Source organism: Georgenia sp. AZ-5 (assembly GCF_043952095.1).
Lineage (GTDB): Bacteria > Actinomycetota > Actinomycetes > Actinomycetales > Actinomycetaceae > Georgenia.
Window position 1 is genome coordinate 3893630 of sequence record NZ_JBINOU010000001.1, and the last position, 17951, is coordinate 3911580.

At 75.1% G+C, this 17951-nt stretch carries 15 protein-coding genes, 1 tRNA gene and 2 pseudogenes; 7 read left to right on the forward strand and 11 right to left on the reverse strand.

Annotated elements, in window-relative coordinates; genetic code table 11:
* Positions 1–18: 18 nt before the first annotated feature.
* The 4 genes and pseudogenes from ACF0H8_RS18020 (at position 19) to ACF0H8_RS18035 (ending at position 1878) form a co-directional block, all read left to right on the forward strand.
* Positions 19–480, forward strand: coding sequence for a DUF2243 domain-containing protein (locus ACF0H8_RS18020; RefSeq protein ID WP_395290250.1), 462 nt, complete (start codon positions 19–21; stop codon positions 478–480).
* A gap of 3 nt (positions 481–483) precedes the next feature.
* Positions 484–801 (forward strand): annotated as a pseudogene (locus ACF0H8_RS18025) (cytochrome c oxidase assembly protein); the annotation flags it as partial.
* A gap of 19 nt (positions 802–820) precedes the next feature.
* Complete coding sequence (locus tag ACF0H8_RS18030; RefSeq protein WP_395290926.1) at positions 821–1288, forward strand: cytochrome c oxidase assembly protein; 468 nt, start codon at positions 821–823, stop codon at positions 1286–1288.
* Positions 1285–1878 (forward strand): isochorismatase family protein, encoded by a 594-nt coding sequence (locus ACF0H8_RS18035; protein WP_395290927.1) that lies wholly within the window; start codon positions 1285–1287, stop codon positions 1876–1878. Before ACF0H8_RS18030 ends, ACF0H8_RS18035 begins: the two co-directional genes overlap by 4 nt.
* Positions 1879–2000: 122 nt before the next feature.
* Here the strand turns inward: ACF0H8_RS18035 and rsmI are convergent, their stop codons facing one another.
* Positions 2001–2834 (reverse strand): 16S rRNA (cytidine(1402)-2'-O)-methyltransferase, encoded by an 834-nt coding sequence (rsmI, locus tag ACF0H8_RS18040; RefSeq protein ID WP_395290928.1) that lies wholly within the window; start codon positions 2832–2834, stop codon positions 2001–2003.
* Positions 2835–3087: 253 nt separating this feature from the next.
* Between rsmI and ACF0H8_RS18045 the strand changes: the two genes are divergently transcribed.
* Together ACF0H8_RS18045 and ACF0H8_RS18050 are read left to right on the forward strand one after the other, a co-directional pair.
* A complete protein-coding gene (locus ACF0H8_RS18045; RefSeq protein WP_395290251.1) occupies positions 3088–5088 on the forward strand; it encodes a phospholipid carrier-dependent glycosyltransferase in 2001 nt (666 codons plus the stop codon).
* 81 nt (positions 5089–5169) lie between these two features.
* Complete coding sequence (locus tag ACF0H8_RS18050; protein ID WP_395290252.1) at positions 5170–5994, forward strand: SDR family NAD(P)-dependent oxidoreductase; 825 nt, start codon at positions 5170–5172, stop codon at positions 5992–5994.
* Between the two features lie 141 nt (positions 5995–6135).
* Here the strand turns inward: ACF0H8_RS18050 and ACF0H8_RS18055 are convergent, their stop codons facing one another.
* From ACF0H8_RS18055 to ACF0H8_RS18095, 9 genes are all read right to left on the reverse strand, one after another.
* Positions 6136–6804 carry a metal-dependent transcriptional regulator gene (locus ACF0H8_RS18055; RefSeq protein WP_395290253.1) on the reverse strand — a complete coding sequence of 223 codons (669 nt, stop codon included), beginning with the start codon at positions 6802–6804 and terminating at the stop codon, positions 6136–6138.
* Between the two features lie 10 nt (positions 6805–6814).
* Entirely contained in the window at positions 6815–7675 is an 861-nt protein-coding gene (locus ACF0H8_RS18060; RefSeq protein ID WP_395290929.1) for a metal ABC transporter permease, read from the reverse strand.
* Positions 7675–8418: a metal ABC transporter ATP-binding protein gene (locus ACF0H8_RS18065; RefSeq protein WP_395290930.1), complete on the reverse strand. Its 744-nt coding sequence runs from the start codon at positions 8416–8418 to the stop codon at positions 7675–7677. The genes ACF0H8_RS18060 and ACF0H8_RS18065 overlap by 1 nt, the downstream gene beginning before the upstream one ends.
* A gap of 167 nt (positions 8419–8585) precedes the next feature.
* Positions 8586–9566 (reverse strand): metal ABC transporter substrate-binding protein, encoded by a 981-nt coding sequence (locus ACF0H8_RS18070; protein ID WP_395290254.1) that lies wholly within the window; start codon positions 9564–9566, stop codon positions 8586–8588.
* Positions 9567–10065: 499 nt separating this feature from the next.
* Positions 10066–11565 carry an NAD-dependent succinate-semialdehyde dehydrogenase gene (locus ACF0H8_RS18075; protein ID WP_395290255.1) on the reverse strand — a complete coding sequence of 500 codons (1500 nt, stop codon included), beginning with the start codon at positions 11563–11565 and terminating at the stop codon, positions 10066–10068.
* Positions 11566–11828: 263 nt separating this feature from the next.
* On the reverse strand, positions 11829–12887 hold the full coding sequence (locus tag ACF0H8_RS18080) for an ABC transporter ATP-binding protein (RefSeq protein ID WP_395290256.1): 1059 nt from the start codon (positions 12885–12887) through the stop codon (positions 11829–11831).
* Positions 12884–14491, reverse strand: a complete 1608-nt coding sequence (locus ACF0H8_RS18085; RefSeq protein ID WP_395290257.1) for an ABC transporter permease — start codon at positions 14489–14491, stop codon at positions 12884–12886. Before ACF0H8_RS18085 ends, ACF0H8_RS18080 begins: the two co-directional genes overlap by 4 nt.
* Before the next feature lies 1 nt (position 14492).
* Positions 14493–15557, reverse strand: a complete 1065-nt coding sequence (locus ACF0H8_RS18090; protein ID WP_395290258.1) for an extracellular solute-binding protein — start codon at positions 15555–15557, stop codon at positions 14493–14495.
* A 159-nt stretch (positions 15558–15716) separates the two neighbouring features.
* Positions 15717–15782: transfer RNA gene (locus tag ACF0H8_RS18095), tRNA-Val, on the reverse strand.
* A 576-nt stretch (positions 15783–16358) separates the two neighbouring features.
* On the opposite strand from ACF0H8_RS18095, the pseudogene ACF0H8_RS18100 reads away from it, so the two are divergent.
* Positions 16359–16469, forward strand: a pseudogene (locus ACF0H8_RS18100) (hypothetical protein); the annotation flags it as partial.
* A gap of 294 nt (positions 16470–16763) precedes the next feature.
* On the opposite strand, the gene ACF0H8_RS18105 reads toward ACF0H8_RS18100, so the two are convergent.
* Complete coding sequence (locus ACF0H8_RS18105; RefSeq protein WP_395290259.1) at positions 16764–17768, reverse strand: LacI family DNA-binding transcriptional regulator; 1005 nt, start codon at positions 17766–17768, stop codon at positions 16764–16766.
* Positions 17769–17951 lie beyond the last annotated feature (183 nt).

The following is a 17951-nucleotide window of genomic DNA, read 5'->3' on the forward strand; positions in this document are numbered from 1 at the left end:
TAGTCGGAGGAGGGGCGGATGACGGAGCCGGACGGCGACCGGGCGGCGCGCGCCCGCTCCGCCCGCGTGGCCGCGCTGGTGGGCGTCGGCGTGATGGCCGCGGTGGACGAGATCGTCTTCCACCAGCTCCTGGCGTGGCACCACTTCTACGACCGGGCCACCCCCGACGTGGCGCTGCTCTCCGACGGCCTGCTCCACGGGGCCGAGCTGGTCATGCTCGTCGCCGGCATCTTCCTCACCGCCGACGTCGCTCGCCGCGGCGCCCTGGTGCCGGGCGCCGCGTGGGGCGGGTTCCTGCTCGGCGCCGGCGGGTTCCAGCTCTTCGACGGCGTGGTCAACCACAAGGTGCTGCGGCTGCACCAGATCCGCTATGACGTCGAGCTCCTGCCCTACGACCTGGCGTGGAACCTCGCCGCGGTGGCGCTGCTCGTGGTGGGCGCCGCGCTGCGGTGGCGGGCCGCCCGCCCCGCGGCCGGGTAGCGCGTGCACGCGCCCTGGTGGCCCGCGGTCGCGCTCGCTGCCGCGCTGCTCGGCGCGTACGCGGCCGCCCTGCGCGCCCGCCCGCCCTCGCTGCCGGGGTGGAGCCGGTGGCGGACGGCGGCGTGGGCGGCGGGCGCGCTGCTCGCGGGCCTGGCGCTCGCCCCGCCGGTGGCCGGCCCCGCCCAGCACGACCACCGCGTCCACATGGTCCAGCACCTGCTGCTGGGCATGTACGCCCCGCTCGGCCTGGTGCTCGGGGCCCCGGTCACGCTGCTGCTCGGCTCCTGGCGCACCGCCGGGCGCCGGCTCGCGCGGGTGCTGCGCTCCCCGCCGGCACCTGCTGAGCCATCCCGTCACGGCGGCGGTCCTGAACGTCGGCGGGATGTTCGTGCTGTACCTCACGCCCCTGTTCCCGCTGAGCCTGCATCACGCCGGGCTGCAGGCGCTGGTGCTGGTGCACTTCCTGCTCGCGGGCTGCCTGTACGCCTGGGCGATCGCCGGCCCGGACCCGGCGCCGCGCCGGCCGGGCATGGGCACGCGCGTGGCGGTGCTCGTCCTCGCCGCCGGCGCGCACGCCTACCTCGCCAAGCTGCTCTACGCGCGGGTCGCCGAGTCGGTGCCCGAGGGCCACGACGGCGCCGCGGAGGCGGCGGTGTGGATGTACTACGGCGGGGACGTGGCCGAGGTGCTCCTCGCCGTCGCGCTCTTCACGTCCTGGTACCGACGCGACGCCGGGCGCCGCGGGATTTGGGAGGATGGTGCCAGGAGCCCGGCGGCTGCCGGGCAGTCATCTGGAGGGACACCGTGACCACCGAGACCACCGAGAAGACCCGGGCGCTGATCCTCGTCGACGTCCAGCCCACGTTCTGCGAGGGCGGGGCACTGCCGAGCGAGGGCGCCAACGCCGTCTCCGAGCGGGTGGCCCGCTACACCGCCGCGCACCGCGGCGAGTACGCCTCGGTCATCACGACCCAGGACTGGCACATCGACCCGGGCGACCACTTCTCGTCAGCCCCGGACTTCGTGGACACCTGGCCGCCCCACGGCGTCGCCGGCACCGCCGAGGCGGAGCTGCACCCCGCGCTGCAGGGTCTCGAGTTCGACGCGTCGGTCAAGAAGGGCATGTACGCCGCCGCGTACTCGGGGTTCGAGGGCGTGGACGAGGAGGGCCGCACGCTCGCGCAGATCCTGCGGGCCGCCGGCGTGCAGGCCGTCGACGTCGTGGGGCTGGTGGAGTCCCACTGCGTCAAGGAGACGGCGCTGGACGCCAGGAAGCTCGGCCTGGAGACCCGGGTGTTCACCGACCTGACGGTGCCCGTCAGCCCCGAGCTCGGCGCGAGGGCACGGGAGCAGATGACCGCGGCCGGGATCGAGCTGGCCGAGTCCGGGCAGGACTGAGGCCCGGCCGCGCCGCCGAGGCGCGAGGCGCCCGGCGCCGCCCCCGGCCGGACGCCGCCCGGGCCGCGGGCGGCTCACCCGGCCCGGCGGCTCCCCCGGCCGGACGCCGCTGCGGCGCCGGCTCACCCCTTGCGCTGGAGCGCGGCCTGGTACAGCTCCCGCTTGCTCAGGCCGGTGCGGCCGGCCACCTCGGCGGCCGCGTCCTTGAGGCGCGCGCCGCCGTCGGCCAGCGCCAGCACGGCGTCCACGTGGTCCTCCACCTTCTCCACCGCGGGCTCCGCGCCGGCGACGACGACGGTGATCTCGCCGCGCACGCCGTCCTGGGCCCACGCCGCGAGCTCGGCGAGGCGGCCGCGGCGCACCTCCTCGTACGTCTTGGTCAGCTCCCGGCACACGGCGGCGGGGCGATCGGCGCCGAACGCCCGCGCCATGTCGGTCAGAGTGCCCGCGAGGCGGTGCGGGGACTCGAAGAAGACCATCGTGCGCGGCTCGGCGGCGAGCGCCCCCAGCGCCCGGGCCCGGTCGCCGGGGCGGCGGGGCACGAACCCCTCGAAGCAGAACCTGTCGGTCGCCAGCCCGGAGATCGCCAGCGCGGTGAGCACCGCCGAGGGGCCGGGGGCCACGCTCACCCGCACGCCCTGCTCGGTCGCGGCGCGGACCAGGCGGTAGCCGGGGTCGGACACGGACGGCATGCCGGCGTCGGAGACGACCAGGACCCGGGCGCCGTCGCGGGCGGCGCGGACCAGCTCGGGGGCGCGCTCGTGCTCATTGTGCTCGTGGAAGCTGAGCAGCCGGCCGCCCACTCGCACGCCCAGCCGGCCGGCGAGGGCGCGCAGCCGGCGGGTGTCCTCGGCCGCGACCACGTCCGCCTCCTCCAGCGCGCGGCGGAGCCGTGGCGGGGCGTCGGCGGCGTCCCCGATCGGGGTGGCGGCCAGCAGGATGACGCCCGGCGTCATACCGGAGGCGGCGGGCGCGTGCTCGTCCCTCCCGTCGTCGTCGCGGTCGCCGTCGCCGTCCCCGTCGCCGGCCACGTTCTCCGGCTCGAGCTCCGGTCCCGGCTCCCACTGCGGCCCCGGCCCCGGCTCCGGCTCCGGACGCACGCTCTCGGGATCGACGTCGCTGCTCACCCGGCCAGTCTCCCCCACCGGCGCCGCCGCCGACGACGCCAATCCCCCGGGGCGCCAGGGCGCCCGTGCCTAGACTTCCCAGGTGATCACGTCCGGGCCGTCGCCCTCCGCGGATGCGGGCACGGATTCCCCGGCACCGGCCGACGCCGTGCCCAGGCCCGCCCCGGCGACGGCGCCCCACGGCGCCCGGGAGGTCGAGGACGACCTGCGGGCGCGCCTCGGGCTGCGGGCGCTCGGCGCCCGCCTCGACCCCGCGGCCGTGCTCTGGGGCTGGCTCGGTCCGCTGCTCGTCACCGCGGTCGCGGCCGTCATGCGCCTGGTGGGCCTCAACCACCCGGGCCGGCTGATCTTCGACGAGACCTACTACGTCAAGCAGGCGTACTCCCTGCTCACCCTGGGCTACGAGGGCCAGTGGGCCGAGGACTCCGACCCGGCCTTCGCCCGCGGCGACTACTCGGGCCTGTCCACGGAGGCCGACTACGTCGTCCACGGGTCGGTGGGCAAGTGGATGATCGCGGTGGGGCTGCGGCTGTTCGGCGCCGACAACGGGGCGGGCTGGCGCTTCTCCGCGGCGATCGTCGGCACGCTGTCCGTGCTGCTCCTGGCGCGCCTCGCCACCCGGATGTTCGGCTCCGCCCTGCTCGGCACGACCGCCGGGCTGCTGCTCGCCATCGACGGGATCCACCTGACGGAGTCCCGCACCTCCCTCCTCGACATCTTCCTGATGTTCTGGGTGCTGGTCGGGTTCTGGTGCGTGCTGCGGGACCGGGAGGCGAGCCGGGCCCGCCTGGCGCACCGGACCGCCGCCGAGATCGCTGCGGACGGCGCCCTGGCGGGCCGGTGGGGTCCGCGCCTCGGCGTGCGCTGGTGGCTCGTCGCGGCCGGCGTGGCGATGGGCCTGGCCACGGGCGTGAAGTGGTCGGGCCTGTACGCCGTCGCCGTCTTCGGGGTGATGGTGTTCGTCTGGGACACCTGCGCCCGGCGGGTGGTGGGCGTGCGCACCTGGCTCGGCGGCGGCGTCCTTCGCGGCGGGATCCCCGCGTTCCTCGCCCTGGTGCCCACCGCGGCGCTGACCTACCTGGCCACCTGGCTGTCCTGGTTCGTCCACCCCGGGGCGTACCGGCGCCAGTGGGCGGCGGACCTGCGCACGGCCGGCGAGGCGGTCCCGCGCGACTGGCTGCCGGACGCCCTGAACTCCTGGTGGGAGTACCACCTGGTGATGTGGGACTTCCACAACGGCCTGGACTCCGAGCACGCGTACGAGGCCAACCCCGCCGGGTGGCTGCTGCAGCTGCGCCCGACCTCCATGTACTGGCCCGACCCGGGCCCGCCCCCCGAGGCCTGCGGGGCGGATCGCTGCGTCGAGGCGATCCTCGCCGTGGGCAGCCCCGTGGTCTGGTGGTTCGGCGCCGCCGCGCTGGTGCTGCTCCTCGTGCTCGCCGTCCGCTCGCGCGACTGGCGCGCCTGGGCCGTCCTGGCCGGGTACGGGGCGATGTACGTGCCCTGGCTCGGGTACGCCCACCGCACCATCTTCACCTTCTACTCCGTCGCCTTCGTGCCCTACGTCGCCCTGTGCCTCACCCTCGGCCTCGCCTGGGGGATGGACCTCCTCCGCCCGCCCCGGGCGACGGCGGACCCGGCGGCCGCGGGCGGGCCGACCGGGGCGGAGGCGCCTGGCCCCGGGCCGTGGGACGACCCCGTCGGGTCCGCCGCACCGGAGGAGGGGGCGCCTGGCCGCGGGCCGTGGGAGGTTCCCGTCGGTGGCGCCGCACCGGAGGAGGGGGCGGCGGGCCGCGGGCCGTGGGAGGTTCGCGTCAGGCCCGCCGCACCGGTCGCGCCCGAGGAGGGGGCGCCGTCGTCGCCCCCGACCGCGCGAGCCGCAGGCCGCGGGTGGCGCGCGAGCCTGCGGTTCCTGGTCTCCGACGACGGCGAGCCGGAGCTCGCCCCGCGGGCCTGGCTGCTGTGGGGGATCGTCGTGGGGCTCGCCGTCGTCGCCGCCGTCTTCTTCTGGCCGGTGTGGACGGGCCAGACCATCCCGTACGAGGCGTGGCGGCTCCGGATGTGGCTGCCGAGCTGGATCTGAGCCGGCAGGCGCCTCGGCCCGGCAGCACACCGGGCCGGGAGACGCGATACTGGACGCCCCTCACACGAAGGAGAGCTCGCCATGGGTCGAAGCGTGCGCGGCGCGCGTGTCCTGGTCACCGGCGCCACCCGCGGCATGGGCCGGCTCTTCGCCGAGCGGGCCGCCGCCGAGGGCGCGGCGGTGCTGGTGCTGTGGGGCCGCGACACCGCGGCGCTCGACGAGGTGGCCGGCGCGGTCGCCCGCCCGGGCCTGACCGTGCGCACGGACGCCGTGGACCTCGACGACCTCGACGCCCTGGACGCCGCCGCCCGGGCCCTGCTCGCCGAGCTCGGCACCATCGACGTCCTCGTCAACAACGCGGGCGTCATCACCTCCAACGCCTACTTCTGGGAGCTGCGGCCGGCGGAGACGACGCACACGCTGCGCGTGAACACGGTGGCCCCCATGCGGCTGGTCGGCCACTTCCTGCCCGGGATGATCGAGGACGCACCGCGGGCCAAGCGGATCCTCAACGTCGCCTCGGCCGCCGGGATCGTGCCCAACCCCCGCATGAGCGTCTACGCGGCCAGCAAGGCCGCGATGCTCACGTGGTCGGACACCCTGCGCCTGGAGGTCGAGCAGGCGGGGCACCGGCACGTCGCCGTGACGACGTTCAGCCCGGCCTACGTCGGCACCGGGATGTTCGCCGGCACGCGGCGCATCCTGCTGACCCCGGAGCTGACGCCCGAGCGCGCGGTGGACCAGGCCTGGCGCGCGCTGCTCGCCGGCCGGGCGAACGTCATCACACCTCCCACGGTGCACGTGGCGCGCGCGGCCCGCGGCGTGCTGCCGCCCCGGGCCTGGGACCGGCTCGCCCGGTTCTTCGGCGTCCACCGGTCGATGGACGGGTTCACCGGCAGGCGGTAAGCCCGACCGGCGGCGAGGCGGTGGGAGGCGCCGCCCCGCCGAACCGGCCCGCGGGGGCCGGCATGTGCGACTCAGCCCGCGGGGCGCCGGCGTGTGCGACTCAGCCCGCGGGGCGCCGGCGTGTGCGACTCAGCCCGCGCGTCAGGCCCTGGTCACCCACACCGCCTCTGCGGCGGTCAGCCCGACCTCCCTCGTCCCGGGCCGGCCGGCGACCTCGAGGGTGAGCGTGCCCGCGAAGTCCTTGCGCGCGAGGACGCGCAGCTCGGTGTCCAGCGTGACGCCGAGGTCCGCGAAGTAGCGCAGCACCTGCGGGTCCGTGTCCGAGATGCGCGCGACCCGCACCGTGCCGTCCTCCACCAGGTGCAGCGGCGTGGCCGGCGGGGCGGGGACCTCCCCGGCCGGCGTGGGGATCGGGTCCCCGTGCGGGTCGCGGCGCGGGTGGCCGAGCCGGGCGTCGAGGGCGTCGACGAGCCGATCCGAGACGGCGTGCTCGAGCACCTCCGCCTCGTCGTGCACCTCGTCCCAGGCGTAGCCGAGCTCGGCCACGAGGAACGTCTCGATGATGCGGTGCCGGCGCACCATCGCCAGCGCGGCGGCGCGCCCGGGCTCGGTCAGCTCGATCGCGCCGTACCGGGCGTGCGCGAGCAGCCCGGAGGCCGTCAGCTTCTTGACGGCCTCGGAGACCGTGGACGGGGAGAAGCCCATCTTCCGGGCCAGCAGCGTCGTGGTGACCGGCTCTGCGGACCATTCCTGCGCCGTCCAGATCACCTTGAGGTAGTCCTGGTTGGCGGCGGTCAGCTCCTCGGTCACGGCGCACACGCTACGCGAGCGGGGCCGGCGCGTGGGCGTCCCGGCGACCGCAGCGGCGCAGCAGCCCCCGGGCCGGCACCAGCAGGTACGCGGCCAGGAAGCTCACGCCCTGGGCGAGCACAACCATCGGGCCCGAGGAGGTGTCGAGGTAGTAGCTGGCGTAGATCCCGACGACGGCGCACGCGGCGGCGAGGACGGGCGCCAGCACCAGCATCCGGCCGAAGCGGTCGGTGAGCAGCCGCGCCGTCGCACCCGGGATGATCAGCATCGCCACCACCAGCACCACCCCGACCGCCTGCAGCGCCACCACGACCGTCAGCGCCAGGACCGCGAGCAGCAGCGCCCCCAGCCGACGCGGGTTCAGCCCGACGGCCTGGGCGTGGGTGGTGTCGAAGGCGTAGAGCGTCAGGTCCCGGCGCTTGAGCACGAGCACCGCCAGGGTGACCGCCCCGAGCAGCACCACCTGCAGGAGGTCCTCCGGCGAGACCCCGAGGAGGTTGCCGAACAGGATGTGGTTCAGGTCCGTCTGGCTCGGCGTGACGGAGATGAGCACGAGGCCGAGCGCGAACAGGACGGTGAAGACCACGCCGATGGCGGCGTCCTCGCGGATCACCGACCGGTCGCGCACCTCCCCGATCAGCGCCACCGCGAGCAGGCCGAAGACCAGCGCCCCGGCGGCGAAGGGGACGCCGAGCACATAGGCGAGCACGACGCCGGGCAGCACGGCGTGGGAGACGGCGTCGCCCATCAGCGACCAGCCGATGAGCACCAGCCAGCAGCTCAGCACCCCGCACACCACCGCCGCCAGCACGCTGACGGCGAAGGCGCGCTGCATGAAGCCGTAGGCCAGCGGCTCAGCGAGCAGCTCTATCACGGGGCCACCTCCTCGGGGCGGGCGTCGGAGAGGTCGACCCCGAAGGCTCGGGCGAGATGCTCGGGCCGGAGTACCTCCCGGGGCGCCGCGTGGAGCAGCACCCGCCGCTGGAGCAGCAGGGCGTCGTCGCACAGCGTGTCCAGGGACTGCAGGTCGTGGGTGGACACGAGGACCGTCCGGCCGTCGGCGGCGAGCTCGCGCAGCAGTGCGGTGATCGTGGCCTCGGTGCGCTTGTCGACCCCGGCGAACGGCTCGTCGAGCAGCATCACCTGCGCGCCCTGCGCGATGCCGCGGGCGACGAACGCCCGTTTGCGCTGCCCGCCCGACAGCGCGCCGATCTGCCGGTCGGCGAGCGGGAGCAGCTCCACCCTGTCCAGCGCGGCCTCGACGGCCTCCCGGTCCTGCCGGTGCGGACGGCGGGTGAGCCCGAGGCGGCCGTAGCGGCCCATGAGCACCACGTCGCGGACGCTGACCGGGAAGGTCCAGTCGACGTCCTCGCTCTGGGGCACGTACGCGACGGCGCCGCGGCGGCGGGCCTGCTCGGTGCCGGCGCCCAGGATCCGCACGGTGCCCCGGGCGGGCCGGACGAGTCCCATGACGGACTTCAGCAGGGTGGACTTGCCGGAGCCGTTCATCCCCACCAGCCCGGTGACCCGCGCCGGCGGCAGCGCGAAGGTGACGCCGTCGAGGGCAGTGACGGCGCCGTAGCGCACGGTCAGGTCGGTCACTTCCAGCGCCATCGTGGCAGCGCGCCCGCCGGCGGCCGGCGTCCCAACCGCCCCGGGCGCGGCCGGGTCCCCGCCGGGCGCGGCCGGGTCCCCGCCGGGCGCGGCCGGGTCCCCGCCGGGCGCGGCCGGGGCGACGGAGGTTGTCCGGTCCGTTGGGAGCCCGGGTGGCACGGGTCTGCTCATCGGTCCTCCTCCGCGCCGGTGAGCCCGGCCACGATGGTGCGCGCGTCGTGGCGCAGCAGGTCCAGGTAGGTGGGCACCGGGCCGTCCGGCTCGGAGAGGGAGTCGACGAACAGCACGCCGCCGAAGCGCGCGCCGGTCTCGGCGGCGACCTGCCGCTGCCCCTCGTCGCTGACCGTCGACTCGCAGAAGACGGCGGGCACGTCGTCCGCCCGCACGCGGTCGATGACGGCCGCCACCTGGCGGGGGGTGGACTGCCGCTCGGAGTTGACCGGCCACAGGTACGCCTCCTCCAGCCCGGCGTCGCGCGCCAGGTAGGAGAAGGCCCCCTCGCAGGTGACCAGCACCCGCTGGTTCGGGGGAAGCTCCGCCAGCTCCTCCACCAGCTCGGCGTGGAGGGCGTCGAGCTCGGCGGCGTAGGCGTCGGCGTTTGCGGCGTAGTCGGCGGCGTGAGCGGGATCGAGCCGGGTGAGCGCCGCGGCGATGTTCTCCACGTAGACCTGCCCGGCCACGGGCGACATCCACGCGTGGGGGTTGGCCAGGTGCGCCTCGCCGGCGATGGGCAGCGGGTCGATGCCCTCGGACAGCACCGCGTGCGGCGCGTCGACGTCCGCGATGAACTGCTCGAACCAGGCCTCCAGGCCCAAACCGTTGTCGAGCACCAGATCGGCTCCGGCCGCCCGGGTCAGGTCCGCCGGCGTGGGCTCGTAGCCATGGATCTCGGCGCCGACGTCGGTGATCGACTCCACCCGGACGTGTTCCCCCGCGACGTTCCTAGCCATGTCCGCCAGCACGGTGAAGGTGGTGAGCACGAGCGGGCGCCCGTCATCCGCGCCGTCCGTGGCGGGCGTCCGCCCGTCGGCGGGCGGGGAGGCGACCGCGCAGCCCGCGAGGAGCGCCGCGACGGCGAGGCCGACCGCGGGAGGCCGGGCCCCCCTCCGGCGCCGATCTAGGTGCCCCTCACCGCGACGTTTCGGCATACCGAAACTCTAGGGCTCTGCGCACAGGCCGACAACGGCGCGTGCACCAACGGAGCGCCAGGCCGGGCGGCCGGGCCCACCCGGCGGACGTCGAGGCGTCAAAAATGCGGCGCGTCGGCGTCGGCGTCGGCGTCGGGAGCGTGCAGGCGTGCAGGCGTGCAGGCGGTGTGCAGGCGTGCACGCGTCGCGGCGTCGAGCGCATGCAGGCGCGCGCAGCGGGCAGGCGTCCCGCGTCGATACGTCAAGAGGAGCAGGCTTCGGAGCGCCGCGGCGTCGAGACGTGCGGGCTTCAAGGCGTCGATTGGGGTTACTTCGTCAGACTAATATTCCTGACGGAGTTTCCCCAATGAGCCGGGCAAGGCCGCGGGCCGGGCAGAGCCGCGGGCAGAGCCGCGGGCCGGGCAAGGCCGCCGGCCGGGCCGGGCACGGCGCCGAAAAAGGGCCGCGGGCCCGGCAAGCGCCGCGCGCCGAACCCGCGGCGCCGCCGACCGGCGAACCGTCAGGCCATCGGGTCGGCGATGCCCACGTAGACCGTCTCGAGGTACTCCTCGATGCCCTCGTGCGCGCCCTCGCGACCGACGCCCGACTGCTTGACGCCGCCGAAGGGCGCGGCCGGGTTGGAGATCACGCCCGAGTTCAGCCCCAGCATGCCGGTCTCGAGCACCTCGGCCATGCGCAGCCCGCGGTCGAGGCTGCGGGTGAAGACGAAGGAGATGAGCCCGTACTCGGTGTCGTTGGCCAGGCGAACCGCCTCGTCCTCGTCGCGGAAGGTGGTGATGGAGACGACCGGGCCGAAGATCTCCTCCCGGTGCAGGCGCGCGCCCGCGTCGGCGCCGGTGAGCACCGTGGCGGGGTAGAACCAGCCGGGCGCTTGCGGCACCTCGCCGCCGTGGAGCACCCGCGCCCCGTGGGCGACGGCGTCGTCGACGAGCTCGGCGACCTTGTCCCGCTGCTTCCGCTCGACCAGGGGGCCGAGGGTGACGCCGTCCTCCACGCCGGGCCCGGCCTTGACGCCGCGGACCTTCTCCAGCAGCTTCGCGGTGAACTCCTCGGCGACGTCCTCGTGCACGAGGAACCGGTTGGCCGCCGTGCACGCCTCCCCGCCGTTGCGGAACTTCGCCGCCATCGCCCCGGCCACGGCGGCGTCGACGTCGGCGTCCTCGAACACCAGGAACGGCGCGTTGCCGCCGAGCTCCATCGAGGTCCGGAGGACCTGGCCGGCGGCGTCCGCGAGCAGCGAGCGGCCCACCTCGGTGGAGCCGGTGAAGGACAGCTTGCGGGTGCGCGGGTCCCGCAGCAGCGGGCCGGTGGTCGCGCCCGCCTCGGTGGTGGGAATGACGTTGACGACGCCGGCCGGCACGCCGGCCTCGGCGAGCACGTCCGCGAGCAGCAGGGCGGTCAGCGGCGTGAGCCTGGCGGGCTTGAGGACCACGGTGCAGCCTGCCGCGAGCGCCGGGCCGATCTTGCGGGTGGCCATGGCCAGGGGGAAGTTCCACGGCGTGATGAGCACGCACGGGCCCACGGGCCGCTTGGTCACCAGCACCCGGGACCTCCCGTCGGTCGCCGGGTTGTAGCGGCCGGAGACGCGCACGGCCTCCTCGGAGAACCACCGCAGGAACTCCGCGCCGTAGGTCGCCTCGCCGCGGGCCTCGGTCAGCGGCTTGCCCATCTCCAGGGTCATGAGGAGCGCGAAGTCGTCCGCGCGCGCGGTGACCGCCTCGAAGGCGCGCCGCAGGATCTCGCCGCGCTCGCGCGGGGCCGTGCGCGCCCAGGCGGCCTGGGCCCGGTCGGCGGCGTCGAGGGCTGTCAGGGCGTCCTCCGGGGTGGCGTCGGCGACGGTGGTGAGCACCTCTCCGGTCGCGGGGTCCTCGACCTCGAACCGGCGCCCGCCCGCGGCCTCGCGCCACTCGCCGTCGATGAACAGGCCGGTGTGCAGCGCGCCGAGCAGCGCCTCCTGCCGATCGCGGACGTCCTCGCCGCGCTGGGTCGTGGTGGTCACGTCTTGTCTCCTCTCGACGTTCCCGAGGCTACGCCGCGGCCCCGCCCGGGGCAGGCCGGCAGGCACCAGGGAACGGCGGTGCCTGTCCGTCGCTCGGTCGGGGACCCCGCCGAGCAGCAGGCGCAGCGCCGGCGCGGCGCGCCGCCCGGGTCCCTGGGCGGGCGGCCGGCGGGCCGCCTGACGCCCCTTCGGCGGCCCGCGGAACCTTGGCCTCGCGGCCGTCCGGTCGGGCCCGTGGCCTCGCCACCGAGGCCCAGCGACCCTCAGGCGAGCGCGGCGGAGCCGGGGAAGAACGACACCGGGCCCGCGACCACCACCTCGACGACCTCCTCCGCGGGCAGCGGGCCCTGCGTCCGGCACTGCACGGCCACCTCGGCGCCGCCCGGGCCGGCCACGGTCAGGCGCACCGTGGCGTCGTGGCCGTAGAACGTCGTCCCGAGGACGCGGGCCCTGACACCGCCGCGGCCGGCTCCCACGATGTGCACCTGCTCGGGGCGCACCGCGACCAGCCCGGGCCCGTCCGCACCGCCGTCGCCGCGCAGCAGGGCCAGGCGGCCCAGGGCCGTCTCCGCGACGCCGCCGCTGACCTCGGCGGGCAGCACCACCGCCTCCCCCACGAAGGTCGCCACCTCCAGGTCGGCCGGGGCCCGGTAGAGCTGCTCGGGAGCGGCGCACTGCACCACCCGGCCCGCCCGCATCACGGCGACCAGGTCGGCGACGCTCAGGGCCTCCTCCTGGTCGTGGGTCACGAGGACCCCGGTGGCGCCGGTCTCGTGGAGCGCCGCGCGCACGTCCTCCCGCACGGCCGCGCGCAGCCCCGCGTCCAGGGCGGAGAAGGGCTCGTCGAGCAGGACGACGTCCGGGTCAGGTGCCAGCGCCCGGGCCACGGCGACGCGCTGCTGCTGCCCGCCGGAGAGCTGGGCGGGCATCCGCTCCCCCAGGTCGGCCAGGCCCACCAGGGCGAGGAGGTCCCGCACCCGCTCGCGGCGGCGGGCGGCGTGCCGGCGCGGCAGCCCGAACGCGACGTTGTCGGCCACGGACAGGTGCGGGAACAGCGCGCCCTCCTGGGGCACGACGGCGACGCGGCGGCGCTCCGGCGGCAGGCCCTGCCGGCCGGCGGTCACCACCCGGTCGCCGATGCGCACCTCGCCCGCGTCGGCCTCCTCGAAGCCCGCCACCACCCGCAGCAGCGTGGTCTTGCCGCACCCGGACGGGCCGAGCACGGCGGCCAGCGCCCCCGACGGCACCGCGAGGTCGAGCCCCCGCAGGACCTCGGTGACACCGAAGGACTTGCGCAGGCCGCGGACCTCGAGGCGTTTCACGTCTCCCCTCCCGTCTCCGCGCCCACCAGCGTGGCGGTGTCGTCGGAGACCAGCCTGGCCTGCACGCGGGTGAGCACGAAGGTGGGCACGGCGGCCAGCAGCACCAGAGTGACGGCGTAGGGGGCCGCCGCCGCGTACGCCCCCACGCCCGTCTCCGTCCACAGCCGGGTGGCGAGGGTGTCCACGCCGGTGGGGCGCAGCAGGAGGGTGGCGGGCAGCTCCTTCATGACGGTGAGCATGACCAGGGCGAACCCGGCGGCGATGCCGGGCCCAGCCAGCGGCACGGTGACCCGGCGCAGCACCGCCAGCGGCCGGTGGCCGAGCGAGCGGGCGATCTCCTCCATGCTCCGGGGGCTCTGCGCCACCGCCGAGCGGACCGCCCCGATCGCCGCCGGCATGAACAGCACGGCGTACGCGAGCACCAGCAGCGGCGTGCGCTGGTAGATCGGCTGGGCGTAGCGGGCCCCGAAGAAGACCAGCGCCAGGGCGACGACGATGCCGGGCAGGGCATGCCCCGCGTAGGTGGCGTGCTCGACCAGGCGCCCGCCCCGGTGCGGGAAGCGGGCGGCCAGGATCCCGACCGGCACGGCCAGCGCCGTCGCCGCCACCGCGCCGAGCAGGGCGACCCACAGCGTCGCCGCACCGGCCGGCACCAGCCGCTCGAGCTCGACGCCGGCGGAGCGGCCGCGGGTCACCCAGTAGGCCAGGACGGCCGCGGGGTAGCCCAGGGAGACCGCGGCGACGGCGCCGGCCCCCAGCAGCGCCAGCGGCCTGCCGCGACCCAGCCGGACGGTGCGGGGGCTGCGCGCCGAGCCGCTGCCCAGCCGGGCGTGCTCGGCCCGGCCGCGGCTGCGGGCCTCCGCCACCGTGATGGCGACCGTGAGGACCACGAGCACGAGGGACAGCACCGCCGCGGGGGTGCGGTCGAACGAGGCCCGGTAGGAGGTGTGGATGACCCGGGTGAAGACGTCGTAACGCAGCAGCGACGGGGTGCCGAAGTCGCTGAGCGCGTACAGGGCCACCAGCAGCGCGCCGGCGGCGACGGCGGGGCGCACCTGCCGGGCCGTGACGGTGAGGTAGGTGCGCCAGGCGCCGCGGCCCAGCGAGCGCGCGACCTCCTCCAGCGCCGGGTCGCTGCGACGCAGCGCGGCGGCCACCGGCAGGTAGACGTAGGGGTAGGTGCAGGCGGTGAGCACCAGCCACGTGCCGAAGAAGCCGGCGACCTGCGGCACGACCGACACCCAGGCGTACGCGGCGACGAAGCTGGGCACGGCCAGCGGCAGGGCCGCGACCACCGCCCACGCCCGGCGGCCGGGCAGGTCCGTGCGGGTGGTGAGCCAGGCCAGGCCGAGCCCGACGACGACGCTCGCGGCGGTCACGGCGGCCGCCAGCCCGAGGCTGCGCAGCACCAGCCACAGGGTCCGCTCGCGCCACAGCGTGTCCCACACCGCGGGCCAGCCCGCCTCGGCGGTGCGCACCACGAGATAGCCGAGGGGCAGCAGCGCCACGACGACGGCGAGCGCGGCGGGCACGAGCAGCACCGCCGGCGGGCGCCGGCCGGCGGCGCGGGGTCGGCGCCGCGGGCGGGCGGCGGCCACGGTCATGTCAGGTCAGCCCGACCTCGTCCAGCAGCACCAGGGTCTGGTCGAGGGACTCGAGGTCGTTGAGGTCGATGCTCAGGGTCTCCCCGAGGGGCTGGACGTCGTGCCGCGTGCTGGTGATGCCCTCGACCACCGGGTACTCCGCCGTCTCGTCGGCGAAGTACTGCTGCGCCTCGTCGGAGAGCAGGTACTCCACCGCGGCGACGGCGGCGTCCTCGGCGTCCGAGCCCGCCAGCACGCCCGCGCCGGCCACGTTGACCAGGGCGCCGGGGTCGTCGCTGCTGAGGTAGCGGATCCGGGCGTTGACGGCGTCCGCGCCCTCCTCGGCGACCTTCTCGTACCAGTAGTAGTGGTTGATCAGCCCGACGGCGACCTGCCCGCTGTCGACGGCGTCCAGCACGGCGACGTTGTTGTCGTAGCCCTGCGGCTCCAGGGCCGCGAACCGCTCGAGCCACTCGCGGGCCCCGTCCTCGCCGCGCTCGACGCGCAGGGCGGTGACGAAGGCGTGGAAGGAGGCGTTGGTGGGCGCGTAGCCGAGCCTCCCGCGGTATTTCTCGTCGAGGATCTGGTCTATGCCGGTCATCTGCTCGACCTCGGGCGCCTGGGCCGGGTCGTACGCGAGCACGCGGGCCCGCGCGGAGGTGGCCACCCACTGCCCGTTCGCGTCGCGGTACTCCCCCGGCACGAGCTGCAGGACGTCGTCGGGCAGCGGCGCCAGCCGGTCCGCGCGGGCCAGCGCCCCGAGGGCGCCCGCGTCCTGGGAGAAGAACAGGTCGGCGTCGGTGTTCTCGCCCTCCTCCAGCAGCTGGGCGGCGAGCTCGCTGGTGCCGGCGTACCGGACCTCCACCTGGGTGCCCACCGCCGCCTCGAGCTGCTCGAGCAGCGGCCCGACGAGGTTCTCGTTGCGGCCTGAGTAGATCGTCAGCGTGGCGCTCTCCCCGGCCGGGGTGGTGCCCGCCGTCCCCGGGGTCGCCTCGGGCTCGCCGCTGCCGCAGGCCGCGAGACCCGTGACGGCGGCGAGGGACGCCGCGAGGGCGGCAGTGCGACGGCGGGCGGTCGTGCGGGCCATGGGCTCTCCCCGGTGCCGACGGGGCGGTGCGCCCCGATCCTGCCCGGGACAATATGAGGTAAGGCTCACCTAAGCAAGAAGTTCGGGCGCCTGGTTTCCGGCAACGACGAAGCCCGGGACCCTGCGGGTCCGGCCTCCCGGTACGTCCTGCGACTTCGGTGGAGCTAGGGGATTCGAACCCCCGACCTTCTCGCGGTCGGCGAGACGCCTCTCCACCCAGCCAAGGCGGTTGGTCTCGTTATCTCAGCGAGCCAGAAGCCCCGCGATTCCGAGGATCTTCAAGCCCTGGCGTCGGCGACGCTACGAGATCTCCAGTGCCCGAACCGCCCACTGGATCGTTTGGACGGATTCCGTCGATTCATGATCGGGCCCTGACTGCGCAGATGCGCAACCCGTCGCCTACAGAGGCAACAGCATGGCCCTCCTCGAGCAGAAGGGGCCTTGTTGTTACTCGACCAGCACTGGGGTTGGTCGTTGCGCCCAGTGCTCGCGCCCGGAAATCTGCCGGGTGGCCTCGCGCGAGCGGTGCGCGCTGACGGCCGGCTGGCCGACAACGTGCGGGACGCCTTCGTCGCCACCTACGTCCGGCCGGACGGCCTGATGACGAGCGACGCGCAGACCGCTACGCCCTCGGCCTGGCCTTCGACCTCCTACCGGAGGAGGACCTGCGGCGCCGCGCCGGGGCACGCTGGCTGAGCTGGTGCAGGAGGACGACAACCGCATCGCGACCGGCTTCGTCGGAACCCCGATCATCACCGACGCCCTGACCCTCACGGGCACACAGAGACCGCGTACGACCTGTTGCTCGAGGACGAGTGCCCGTCCTGGCTCTACACGGTCAAGGAGGGTGGCACGACGATCTTGGAGCGCTGGGACAGCATGCGCCCGGACGGTTCGGTCAACCCCGGCGAGATGACTTCCTTCAATCACTACGCCCTGGGTGCGGTGGCCGACTGGCTCCACCGGGTGGTGGCCGGTCTGGCGCCGCTCGAGCCCCGGGTACCGCCACGTCCTTGTCCGCCCCCGTCCGGGAGGGACCTGACCTCGTCCCAGGCGGTGCACGAGTCGCCCTACGGCAGGATCGCCGCCGGGTGGCATCTCAAGGGACCGAGCTCGTGGTCGAGGTGGACGTGCCCACCGGCGTGCGGGCCACCGTCGACCTTCCGGGAGAGGACGTCGTGCAGGTGGAGTCTGGGCAACACCGCTTCACGGCGACCTGGTCGGCCTCTCGCGCACCGGCCCACTCGACTCCCGAACGATGAGCTCGGGCTCGAAGACCACCTGCTCCGGCCCGTCCTCGGACCGCAGCAGGAGGTCGGCGGCCGTCCATCCCATCCGGTGCATCGCCTGGCGCACCGAGGTCAAGGGCGTCATCAGCTCAGCGGAGTACTGGATGTCGTCGTACCCGACGAATGCCATGTCCTCGGGGATCGACAACCCTGCGCGACGGGCGCAACGCATGGCCCCCAGGGCCGTCAGGTCGTTCACGCAGAAGACGGCGGTGGGCCGCGACGCCTCATCGAGGTCGAGGAGCCCTTCCATGGCGACGTCCCCGGCGGCCGCGTTCAGCGCCGGCATCGGAATCTCGAGCAGCCCGTCGGCGGGGTCCAGCCCCGCCGACTGGAACGCGGCCACGGCGCCGTCGCGGCGGTCGACGCACTGCTGGATCGACAACGGGCCGTTGAGGAAGGCGATACGGCGATGACCTCGTTCCAGCAGGTGACGCACGGCGAGCGTCCCGCCAGCGACGTCGTCGACGGAGACCGAGGAGACATCGCCGGCCTGGCTGCGGTAGTCCAGGAGAACCACCGGCACGCCGTGGCGGCGCAGCTTGTCGATGTTCCCTCGCGTTCCCCGCGACGGGCTGACCAGGACGCCGTGGACGCCCTGCTCCTCGAAGAGCCGCAGGTAGCGCCCCTCGCGTTCTGGGTCACCGTCGGAGCTGGACAGCATGAGGGTGAAGTCCTCGGTCGCCAGCCGGTCCTCGATGCCACGCGCCATTTCAGTGAAGAAGGGGTTGGCGATGTCCAGCACCACCGCACCCACCGTTCGAACCTTGCCCTCCCGGAGCTGCCGGGCGGAGGCGTTCCTGACGAAGTTCAGCTCCTCGATCACCGACAGCACACGCTCACGGGTCGCCGGGGAGACGAGGGCAGGGCGATTGAGGACGTTGGACACCGTCCCGACCGAGACCCCGGCCGTCTGCGCCACATCGCGGATCCCTGCCCGACTTCCGTTCGCAACCATCCGCTACCTCCCCGCGATGCTGCCCGTCGTCCGAGCGTAGGTCCTGCCGGTTGCGTCGCGTCGGACAGCAGGGCTGTTGACGGGCTACCAGCACACGCCTAGTATCAAGTGAATCGGTTCAAACCGCCACGTGTGGCACCCCGTACG